The 11258-nt window shown below is 47.1% G+C and carries 9 protein-coding genes; 7 read left to right on the top strand and 2 right to left on the bottom strand.

Going from position 1 to position 11258, the window contains the following annotated elements:
* Positions 1-239, top strand: a 239-nt coding sequence (locus BCM14_RS09330) for an integrase core domain-containing protein (protein WP_146129753.1), incomplete at its 5' end; no start/stop codon positions are given.
* Positions 240-329: 90 nt separating this feature from the next.
* Here the strand turns inward: BCM14_RS09330 and BCM14_RS09325 are convergent.
* Positions 330-1133 (bottom strand): flagellin, encoded by an 804-nt coding sequence (locus BCM14_RS09325; RefSeq protein WP_106227731.1) that lies wholly within the window; start codon positions 1131-1133, stop codon positions 330-332.
* 267 nt (positions 1134-1400) lie between these two features.
* Positions 1401-2321 carry a helix-turn-helix transcriptional regulator gene (locus BCM14_RS09320; RefSeq protein ID WP_146129752.1) on the bottom strand — a complete coding sequence of 307 codons (921 nt, stop codon included), beginning with the start codon at positions 2319-2321 and terminating at the stop codon, positions 1401-1403.
* 380 nt (positions 2322-2701) lie between these two features.
* Between BCM14_RS09320 and BCM14_RS09315 the strand changes: the two genes are divergently transcribed.
* The 6 genes from BCM14_RS09315 to BCM14_RS09290 all read left to right on the top strand — a co-directional run bounded on the left by BCM14_RS09315 (position 2702) and on the right by BCM14_RS09290 (position 11240).
* Positions 2702-3319 carry a helix-turn-helix transcriptional regulator gene (locus tag BCM14_RS09315; RefSeq protein WP_106227729.1) on the top strand — a complete coding sequence of 206 codons (618 nt, stop codon included), beginning with the start codon at positions 2702-2704 and terminating at the stop codon, positions 3317-3319.
* A 97-nt stretch (positions 3320-3416) separates the two neighbouring features.
* On the top strand, positions 3417-5456 hold the full coding sequence (locus BCM14_RS09310) for an IS256 family transposase (RefSeq protein WP_146129751.1): 2040 nt from the start codon (positions 3417-3419) through the stop codon (positions 5454-5456).
* Positions 5457-5671: 215 nt separating this feature from the next.
* Positions 5672-6244: a LuxR C-terminal-related transcriptional regulator gene (locus BCM14_RS09305; protein ID WP_259673521.1), complete on the top strand. Its 573-nt coding sequence runs from the start codon at positions 5672-5674 to the stop codon at positions 6242-6244.
* A gap of 66 nt (positions 6245-6310) precedes the next feature.
* Entirely contained in the window at positions 6311-8107 is a 1797-nt protein-coding gene (locus BCM14_RS09300; protein ID WP_259673520.1) for a methyl-accepting chemotaxis protein, read from the top strand.
* Positions 8108-8137: 30 nt separating this feature from the next.
* Positions 8138-10765, top strand: coding sequence for a chemotaxis protein CheA (locus BCM14_RS09295; protein ID WP_106227725.1), 2628 nt, complete (start codon positions 8138-8140; stop codon positions 10763-10765).
* On the top strand, positions 10758-11240 hold the full coding sequence (locus tag BCM14_RS09290; protein WP_106227724.1) for a chemotaxis protein CheW: 483 nt from the start codon (positions 10758-10760) through the stop codon (positions 11238-11240). Before BCM14_RS09295 ends, BCM14_RS09290 begins: the two co-directional genes overlap by 8 nt.
* The last annotated feature ends 18 nt before the right edge of the window (positions 11241-11258 follow it).

Here is an 11258-nt window from a genome sequence, read left to right as displayed (position 1 = left end):
TCGAGCCAGGCAAGCCATGGCAGAACGGCACCAACGAAAGTTTTAATGGCAAGTTTAGGGATGAGTGTTTGGCAATGAACTGGTTTCATAGCCGAAAGCACGCAAAGGTTTTAATCGAGCAGTGGCGGGAACATTACAATACGATCAGACCGCATTCAAGTTTGGATTATCAAACGCCGCTTGAGTACGTGTCTGAATGGAAAAGCAGTTCAACAACCGGAGCCGTCGTTTCTAAATGAAAATGGTCCGATAAAACCAGACAGGTCAAAGGCGGCAACCCGTTGTGCCAATTGCCGCCTTATCTGACCTAACCCCCAGCTACTACGGTATTAACGAAAGATGGACAAGACAGCCTGAGCTGCCGTGTTCATCTGCGATACCAGATAGTAGTCAACCGATTGCTGGTTGTTTAACTGCTGGAGCTGAGCTTGCAGGGCAGTTTGATCAACCGCTTGGAGCGAGTTAACCGTGCTTTGCAAGTTAGTGCCCAACGAAGTCACTGCGCTTTGATCCGCGGCCAAGGACACGCTGTAGGCATTCAGGTTGGATTGACCTGTTGAGACAGTCGTGAGCAAGGCGGTCAAGCTCGTGATGGAGGCCGACGCAGCGGTACCGGTGCTGATTGACAAGGCCGTGGCAACCGACACAACCGAGGTCTCAAACCCAAGGGTACCAAACGCAGCCGTTGAGCTTGCCGCAGTCGTCAAGCCGATCTGAACAGTCAAGCCGCCACCGGTTGAGAGCACGGTTGTGCTGTTGATCGAGGCGTTGGAGACGGCTGCCGAGATCTGGCTTGCCAGGGCGGTGAAGGTGGTGTTCAAGCTGGCCAAGTCAGTGGATGATAGACCGCCGCTGGCTGCTTGCGTGGCAAGCTGCTGCATCTGTGTGATCAGTGAGCTGATGGTGGTCAAGCTGGTTTGACCTACGGCGACCACGTTCTGTGCTGCTGTGACGTTAGTGCTGATTGACGAGTACTGGCTAATGTTGGCCGACAGACGGGTAACAATACCCTGGATAGCGGGGTTGGTTTGTTTAATGCCCGTTGCCAACTGGTTTTGAGTGGTGGCGATTTGTGCCTGAATAGAGTTAACGCCTTGGGTAAGAACCGGAGTTAAATTGGAAATTAAATTCATGATGACTGTCCTTTTAATTTGTAGATTGTGCGAATACGCAATATGAGTAGGCGAGCTGCTTACTCATACGAACCTGCAAAAAGCTTCAGTGCGTGATGCCTTGATCACAGCAACCGAGCCGAGATAGTTTTTGGCGCTTTAGCTTCAGTTATCAGTAATTGAATAATTTCAGAAATTGACTGATTGAAGCTAACAGACGGTTATTTTCTTTAACGGTCGCCGTGCCGTTTTCGATATCCCGCAAACAAGGGGATGGTCACCCCGGCCTTAGCACTGAGGGCTGCTCAATGATCGAAATACCCCTGGGGGCTGGCCGAATTTGCGTTTAAACGCGGCTGTAAAGTGATTGACATGTGCGTAGCCAATCGCGTGAGCGAGGACTTTGATCGGCTCGTTTCCTATTTGAAGCGCATATCTGGCTTGATCAAGACGAAAGTTTGTTAGAAATGAAAAAATTGATTCACCGTACTCAGCAGTGAATTCTTTATTGAGCTGGTTTGGCGTCGCATCAAATTGCTTACCTATTTCCGCCAGCGTCGGCGTCTTGCCCTCAAGGGAAATCAAATAATCATGCACCGATCTAGCTCTGGATCTTGACCGTTTGTTGAATCGGGTGACTATGTTTGAATCTAGATAAATACCTAGCGTGCACAAATAATCCAGTATTCCGGCATGCAACCTTAGAGACTTAAAGCGATCAGTTAGTCGATTGTCCAGACTGTCATCAAGAATTCCTGAAATCGACAAAGGCACTTCAAAAAATGGATTGTATGAATTCAGTTTTGTAATGCCAAGAATCTCGAGCATATGCGATACAAAATCTTCTCCCATCAAAACATTCATTTGCCTGATAGGGATGATCAACACTCTCGTTTCCAGATCGGCAGAGGTATCAAAGGTTTGTTCTATTTCGTAGCTATCTAGGTGCCCAAACATATCTAGACCAGCGGCCTTGTGAATCCTCTCAGGTGCCAAGCGACGCTCGGAAAGGTATAAAGAACCTTTAAGAACCCTGTGCAAACCAAAAACAGGTTCGTCAAAACCAACACTAAACCTGGCAACGCTGATCTCACTGGGACATAAGGCCCTGTTGAATCGGTGAGAGTTGCTAATGAGCAGCATGCCGTCCGATGTTTCAGTATGCGAAGACAAGCCCTCCCCCCATCCCTCTGGGTATGGGAAGTTCACCTTTTTTCTTCAATCATCGAACCGATTTTTGTGACGGCTAGTGGTTCGCTACAAGCTTTAAGCAACCACTCAATTCGGTGGATCGCTGTGTCAATCGGCATCTGTCGAACCTATTTTTTTCTCATAGTGTGCATGAGTCTGACACACCCCTTCGAGGCTTGTAAAGTGGTTTGACACCCCGTAAATGTGGGATATGCGATCGCCGAACTGCACGAACAATTATTCATAGAAGAAACATTATTTTTCATTGCATTTTGTCTAACCGGTAAAGATAAAAAGGCATCAAAATACTGAGGGAAAGTCATTGTTAAAAGAGAGTTGGCTAGCACGTTCCAATGTGAGTGCTCAAACGACACTACTAAACTTGACGCGAGATGTAGATGAAAAAAACTAACCTTACCTTCGAAACAATCGAGGTAGACGTTGAGTTTATGAATGCTTTACAGGCACCTGTTTTCATCAAAAACAGGGATGGAATATATACCTACTGCAATGAGGCGTTTCTTCAGTTTCTGGATTTGCCTGAAAATAGAGTGCTAGGGCACACTGCTTATGACATTGCCCCAGTCGCTTTAGCCAAGTCATACACCGCCGCCGATAAAGCGCTGTTTGATTCGTGTGAAAACCAAACCTACCAGTCAGTTGTCCAACAGACCAGCGGGTTGTCGAAAGTTGTTTTTACCAAGGCGATTTTAAAAGATCCAAGTAACAAAACCTCGGGTTTCATTGGTACAGTCCGACCCGTAGTCCTGTCGACAGATATAACAGCCTCCACAAAAAACAATCTGACCCAAAGAGAGGCAGAGGTACTCAATTTGTTGATGACAGGCGAATCAATCAAGCGGATTGCCGTTGCCTTGGTGCTATCTCGTTACACAGTAAGCGATCACTTGAAATCAATTTATCGCAAGCTTGATGTGCACTCAAAAAACGAGGCAATGTATAAGGCGTTAGGTAACAACCACTTGTCCTTTGAAGACAATAGAAAATGGGCTTAACCATTGAAATGACTGGCTTCCCCCGCGTCTGCGGGATAGTGCGACGTACATGTATTGTTTAAGATCTGCTTAAGCTACAAGCTGAGGGGTGGTTATCATGCGATCATTTGGTCATATGGGCCAGACTTACAAATTATTAGCTCAAGAAGATGATGATTACGGGGCGAGTAGTGATGACCCGAGCCCCTATAGCAATTGGTTGAAGGCAGTCAATGAGCCAATTTTTCATCCACTTAAACTCTCCGACGTCAGTGCCATCGAAGAGGCCTTAATCAATGATCTTCCGATAAACCTTGATAAAGTAATCTCAACAATTATCAGCAGGAATGTAGAGAAATTTAATAAAACGTCTCCGTTAGTCGCTGGGTATTGGCGATCTGCTTCGTCAGGGGGCCAGCGCCAGTTTGCTGATGCAAAAATCAACCCAAGTCGAGCAGAGGGTGTACAGAGAGAAGCAATAAGGCCTAGAGGCGCAATTGAATCTCAAGTATTTATTCTGCAACGAGAACACCTTAGTACCTGGTTCGGTCGTGTTCGAAAGATAGCCGACAAAACACAAGCAGCTTATGTCAAGTGTCTGCTGCTAACTGGTGCAAGTCCTCATGAACTAATCAGGTTGAAATGGGCCGATCTTGATTTTGATAAGCAAATTATGCGTATCAATAACGGAGAGGCAGGTGAGCGCACCATTCCGCTTACCCCGTATCTTTCACGCCGCTTATTTGAACTTAGAGACGCTAGGCCAATTGAACCAAGGGGACTGTCATCAAATGATGGCCAGCTAAGTTTGGGCGAATTTCCGATCCCATCCCAAAAGGTATTTGTCCGTCTTCAGACAAAAAACGGCGGTATCCGCTTGTCACTGACGGCTTACGAGAACGCTTTGGCGAATGCGGGGTTGTCAGCGTTGACTCTTATGAGCCTGAGAGAATCATTCGCTGCCTATTGTGCCCGCGCCGGGGTTCCTCTTGACATCGTTCATCAAATCACAGGAAACAACAATAAAGGATTTCAGCGGCAACATCCTAACAAGAGATCGCTTGAGGTGCTCAGAATGTGGCACAACAAGGTAGAGAGCTGGATTTTGGCGCACGTCGATAGCCACACCGGTACGGTGCCTCAGGACGCCATTAGCCAGCAAGATCAGGTCGAAATCGAAACGCCTGATGAAAACGCTGTAACCGTTGAAGCGCAATTGTTAGACAAGAACCTATCCCAGCCGTCTGAGTTGGATGATAGGATTCTCATGCTTTATGCCAAGGGGTTAAGCCCTCACGAGATAGTCGTTACGTTCAAAGAAGTGTGTGATATGGACGTTTCCACGAACACTATTACAAAGGTCATTGATCAAGTAACCGAACAAGTTACCGCTTGGCAAAACCGCCCCCTCCCTGCCGTGTATCCGGTCGTATATCTCGATCGTATCGAACTCAAAATCCAGGATGGCCCGCAGGTGGTAAGCAAGCCCCTGTATCTGGCGGTCGGCCTTAATGCAAAAGGCTACAAGGACATTCTGGGATTTTGGCTGTCTGAAGAAAGAGGGGTACCATTTTGGACCGCGGTACTGAAAGAACTCAAAAATCGAGGCATTCAAGACATCTTGATTGCGTGCGTCGATGGGATTAAAGGTTTCTCTGAGGCCATTGAGGGGGAATACCCGCAAACGCGCCTTCAAATCTGCATTTTTCATATGGTTCGCAGTAGTCTGGAATACGTCACACCAAGAGACTGTAGCGCTATCTCCAACGATCTCAAGCGGATCTATCAAGCAACGAATGAAGATCAGGCTCTGGCCGAGCTTGAGCTGTTTGACAACAAGTGGGGTACCAGGTATCCGCATACTCGGCAGTCATGGACGACTCACTGGCCTGAATTGCGAACGCTCTTCACGGGCCCGCCAGAAATACGAAAAGCGATTTACACCAGCAATGTCATGGAGCCCTTGAACAAGGCGATTCGGTCAGCTACCAAACACCGAGAGATATTTCCAACCGATCGCTCAGCAAAAGAAGTGATTTACCTGGTTTTAGAGGAACAATTAAAGAAATGGGTGATGCCGATCAGAAACTGGAACTTGGCTCGCAGCAGGTTTGAGGTTGAATTCGGTAATTTGCTCGTTGCAGACGCCAACGAGTAGCTCGCCAGCCGCCCCATCCGTATGACCACGCCACACCAAGGCATAGGACGTGCTATCTTAGCTGCCGTGCCCTATCCTGGTGAGATTTCACGTCCGTAGCAATTTCTCGGCTTGATCCAAGCACCCCCCATAAACAAGGGGGAAACAATTTCATTAATATTGTCTATGATCGCGCAATCGAGAGTAGCCCCCTTATCTGAGGGGAAATGACAATAATGACACCCTATATTTCAGTTGAACTGGATTTTCTGAACGCGCTCCGTTCTCCTGTATTCATTAAAAATATGGCGAGTGTCTATGTTTACTGTAATCGAAGTTTTGAAACTTTCTTAGGTTTGTCTTCCGAGCAAATCCTAAATCAAACTTCGTTCAAAGCGGCGTCAAGTTCCTTTACAGAGATTGATATTGCGTCAGATCACGACGTCTGGCAGACTAGAGCCTGTCATCGCTATGTATCGACGGTAGAATATAGCGACAGGCTAATAAATGTCGAGGTAATCAAAGTACCTTGGCTTGATGACTCAAAACAAATGATTGGTTTGATCGGGACTGTGACCATACTGTCTGAGACAATTCAAAGCGAATGGAGCAACAAACTCACTCAACGGGAAAAAGATGTTTTGAAACTTCTCATGACTGGTAGCCCGGTTAAGAAAATTGCGGACATCTTAGGGATTTCGTCTTACACGGTCAACGACCACCTAAAGTCAATATACAGAAAACTAGGCGTACATTCAAAAGGTGCCGCACTCTACAAGATGGCAGGCGACAAGGAGGCTTTAAGTTGAATGTACGCTTCTTATTGATGCCACCTGCAGCTTCGAACATAGTCTACAGATAATAGGATGATCACGATGTTTAGTCGTTTTGAGAAATTGACCTTGGGCAGCAAGCTCACTATTGCCTTCTTAACCATCATTACCCTCATTACCGTCGTTTCTGGTGTGACACTCTGGCGAATCAAGCTCCTGGTCGATTCGACCGAGCAAATTTACTCGAAAGACTTAGTTGGGATCTCGTTGGTTCGTCTGGTCACCACCGATATAAATTCGGCGGGGCGGGTGGTCAATCGATTATTGCTAGGCAGAGAGCAGATGGATACAGTCTCAATGAAGGATGCTCAAAAAACGATAGAGGCGATCAAAAAGAGGATAGATATAGCGCTGGATAAAGCTAAAAGCACGCTGATTCGACCTGCCGTCAAAGCACAATTTGTGACTGCAGAAGAGGACTTGGCTTTATGGTTTAAATCCGTTGACGAGCTAATTAAACTCACTGAGTCAGAAGATGGCGCGAATAAAGCCTATCAGATGGTTATTAGCCCGCGCTATCAAGACCTGACTAACAAGGCAATTAAAAACTTCGCTGACATCGCCGACGCGAAAGTTGAGGGTGCTGAAAAAAACTATGAGGGTAATGTAGAGCTCGCCGCACAGCTTTCGTTAGTAGTCTGGGCGGGACTGATCATTGTTGCTTCATTGAGTGTGTTGTTGGGGGTTGTAATTAACCGCTCAATCAAACAGCCTATCCAAGGCCTATCGAAGTCCTTAAATGACTTAGCAATCCAAAAGCTCGACGTCATGGTCCCTTATGTCAACTATAAAAACGAAATCGGCTTGATGGCACGAGATGTACTCACGCTGCAAGGCAGTTTGAAAGAGGCCGCGGACATGGCAGCTTTGGTCGAAGCAAACAACATGAAAGCACAGCAAACGACTCAACAAATTGCCGAAGTCATTTCTCTTGCTGCAGCGGGCGACTTTACCGCCGAAGTATCACTCGCGGACAAAGAAGGTTTTTTCCTCGACATCAGCTCCCAAGTCAATCGCTTGATCGATATGTCGCGCCAGTCGTTTGTTGCCATATCAAGAAACGCCTCGACGCTTGCCTCATCATCGGAAGAATTGGCGGCAGTGAGTACACAAATGAGCTCCAACGCAGAAGAAACCTCAGCTCAAGCTAAAGCTGTTTCTAATGCCGCGAGCGAAGTCAGTTACAACACTCAGACGATCGCAGCTAGCGTCGAAGAGATGAGTGCAACTATTCGTGAAATTTCAATGAATGCTGTACAGGCTTCCACCGTCGCGACGCAAGCCGTGTCGCTTGCTCAACAAGCCAATTCCACCATGACTAAGCTCGATACGAGTAGCTTGGAAATCGGGAATGTTTTAAAAATGATTTCAAGTATCGCCGAACAAACAAACCTGCTGGCACTCAACGCGACAATTGAAGCTGCCAGGGCCGGTGAGCTTGGTAAAGGTTTTGCAGTGGTGGCTAACGAGGTCAAGGAGCTTGCGCGTCAAACAGCAAAAGCAACCGATGAGATTGGTGGCAACATTACGTCCATTCAGGCAAATACCAAAGCAGCGGTGGCCGCAATTGTAGAAATCACGAATGTGATTAACAGAATCAACGACATCTCGGGCATGATTGCAAGCGCCGTAGAAGAACAAGCGGCGACAACAGGAGAAATGGGTCGCAACGTGACAGCTGCAGCGAGCAGTAGTGCCAACATCGCCTCGAACATTGTGTACGTTTCTGAAACGGCTCAGAACACCACGGAAGGTGCTACCAACTCAAAAGTGGCTGCGCAACAGTTAGCAGAAATCGCCTCAGAACTGCAAGGTTTAGTCAATAAATTTAAATTCTAAACATTTCAACGTCGAGATCGAGCAAAAAATATGGAAGATTCAGATGATGAAATCATTATGGATTTTATTCTCGAAGCTCGAGAGATCCTGGATTCGCTCGAAGAAGATATCACCAAGCTCGTCCTTACACCGGGCGATCGCGAACTTGTCAGAAATATTTTCAGGGGTGTTCACACACTAAGAGGCAACAGCGGCGTATTTGCGTTTAATCGCGTTGAAAAACTGTCCCGAGCGGCCGGAACACTCTTGACCGCGATGCTCGATGGATCTTCGATTTTTGATGCCGCGACTGCCACTACGTTACTGAAAACAGTAGAAACTATTCGGGACATCGTCGTTAACGTCGCCCTTCACGGCACCGAGTCCGTTGGTGATGATGATGCATTGATCGACAAGCTTGCTTCGCTTGCGAATCCGGACATTCCGCGTGAAATCTTCGTTAAGCCTTCCGCAAAGGGGGCAGAGTTAGACCTGGACGAAGAAACAATCTCAGAGTTTATTCATGAATCTCGCGATATTCTTGATGCACTTGATCAAGGTTTTGTTCAACTCGAACTGAATCCCGGCGACAACAAGCTCATTAATGAGATTTTTCGCGGCATGCACGTCCTGAAAAGTAATAGCCGTGTTCTTTCATTCAGTCGTCTCGAACGACTTGGTCATGCGTCCGAAACTTTACTCAGTGTGTTGCGACAGGGCGAGCTTGAGTTCGATTCAATGATGGCAACGATGCTGCTTAGGGCCGTCGATCTCATTCGAGAAATCATTGTTTATGCTGAAGTGCATCGTGCCGAGCCCGCGGGCGACGATACGGTACTGGTGCAACACTTGCTGTCTCTGGCTCAAGGCTCGAATGCACCTACCCCGCCTCAGCTACTATCGCCGCGGTTAGACGTTTTAGGTCATACAGGTCAAACAGGCTCTGACGATAGCCCGATTATCACTAAATCCAGTGATTTTGTAGCGCCTATTAAGGTACACCCCGAGATGTTGGACAAACTCATCAATGTTGCAAGTGAGATGGTTTTGGCTCGTAACAGATTGTTGCCGTTTACCAATCAATATCTTGACCATGGCTTCTCAGCTGCGGTTCGCAGCATCGATCTCCTGACTCGCGAGCTACAAGAGCGCATGATGATGACTCGGATGGAGCCCATTTCCCAAGTGTGGGTGAAACTCCCCAGAATGGTCCGAGATATTGCAATAGAGCTTGGGAAAAAAGTTGAGGTCATTCAAGAAGGTGCTGATACTGAGCTTGACAGGACACTGTTAGACACCATCCGTGACCCGCTTGTTCATATCATCCGTAACTGTGTCGATCACGGGATCGAATCCCCTGCTCACAGGCGTGCAATGGGAAAGCCAGAGGTTGGGCGCTTGTTGTTGCGAGCCACTCACGAAAACGGCATGGTCGTCATCGAAATTGCTGACGATGGAGCAGGGATCGATTTTGAAGCCGTTAGAGCAGAAGTCGTGGGGCGAAATCTTGCTCGTCAGGAGGATGCCGCGTCCTTCACTGACAGTCAGTTATTGCCGTATATTTTCTTGCCAGGATTTTCGACAAAAAAACTAATAACAAAAGTATCTGGTCGGGGTGTCGGTACAGATGTAGTCAAAACCAGTGTTTCTAACATTGGTGGGACGGTAGAACTAGAAAGTCACCGTGGCCGTGGCACTAATATGCGGCTCAAGATTCCGCTGACCTTGGCTATCATGCCCGCCCTTTTTGTCCGGTGTCAGGGTGAGCGGTATGCCATCCCACAAAACAGCATTGTGGAACTGATTCATCTCAATCTTCAGGGAAATGAAGCTGAATTAGAGGACTTTTACGGTGTTCCGGTTTTTCGCCTTCGGGAAAATCTTGTCCCGCTCTTATTTCTTTCAAAGCAATTAGATCTAGGTGCGGACTTGCCCCTGAGAGACCAGGTGCTGAATGTCGCCGTACTGCAATCAAATGGTGTGCTCTTTGGCCTGGCTGTTGATGAAATACTCAACATACAAGAGGTTGTGATCAAATCGATTGGTCAAGGACTAAAAAATATCGTTGAGTTTGCAGGAGCAACCATATTAGGGGATGGTCGCGTGGCTTTGATTTTGCATATTGACGGTATTGCGACCAACTCGGGTCTCGTCGCCAAATTGCAGGCGCGCGCGCTCAACCCCCCAATAGACGCCGCAAACAATGTGATCATTAAAGAGACACCAATTCTGCTATTTGATCTGAATAACTTAGACAATCTCGCCATCGAGCTGTCCTATGTTGAGAGATTGGAAAAAGTATCTGTCGACCAAGTCCAGCGCAACGGGGACAGAGATGTTGTGAAATATGGCAACGGTATCATGCCACTCATTTATCTTGATCGCTACATTCAGGGCGCAGGCGAAAAAACCAGACTGGCTGGCGAATTGCTATCTGTCATTGTTCATTATCACAATAAACGCCCGATTGGTTTGGTTGTGGATCACGTGCAAGATATTATGCATGTCAATAGTAGCTTTCACCATTTAGATCCACCCCAGCGTGGGCTTCGTGCATGCATGATACGTGGAGAGCAGATTATCAATGTGATTGACCTACAGGAAATCCTTGTGCTCTACACCTTGCCAGAGCAGTCAAACAACTACCCGCAAACTATTGATATGTTTTCCGATGTCTAAATCCGCAGAATTTATTACATTTTATTTGGGCGATTTTTTCTTTGGAATTATCGCGACAGATGTGATGGAGCTTAATCGCGATCTAAAAATCACGCCGGTACCTAAAAGTCCGAAGACAATCCGCGGTATTGTCAATTTGCGTGGTGAAATTGTGCCAGCAATTAACATGCATGAAAGGTTTAAGCTGGATTCTTCATGCCCCGAGGATGGTTCAATCAGCATTATCCTGCAATCAGGCAACCTCACCATTGCAGCGCTGGTAGACGATGTTGGAGAAATCATCGCTTTGCATCAAGATACCTTTGAACCACCACCAAAGAATTTTCCCGAAACCTCCAAGGAACTGATCGTGGGCGTTCATAAGCTGCCTAATAGACTGCTTCTTATCGTTGACGCAAAGAGGATTGCGTCAGATCTCACTCAGCCGCAATACTTACATCAACCCGAGCAGGCACTCCTTGCTTTGCAGCAATAATGTTGAAGTGCGAGAAAA

The organism is Jezberella montanilacus (genome assembly GCF_003003055.1).
GTDB classification, from domain to species: Bacteria; Pseudomonadota; Gammaproteobacteria; order Burkholderiales; family Burkholderiaceae_B; genus Zwartia; species Zwartia montanilacus.
This window is presented reverse-complemented; position numbering and strand designations above follow the sequence as displayed.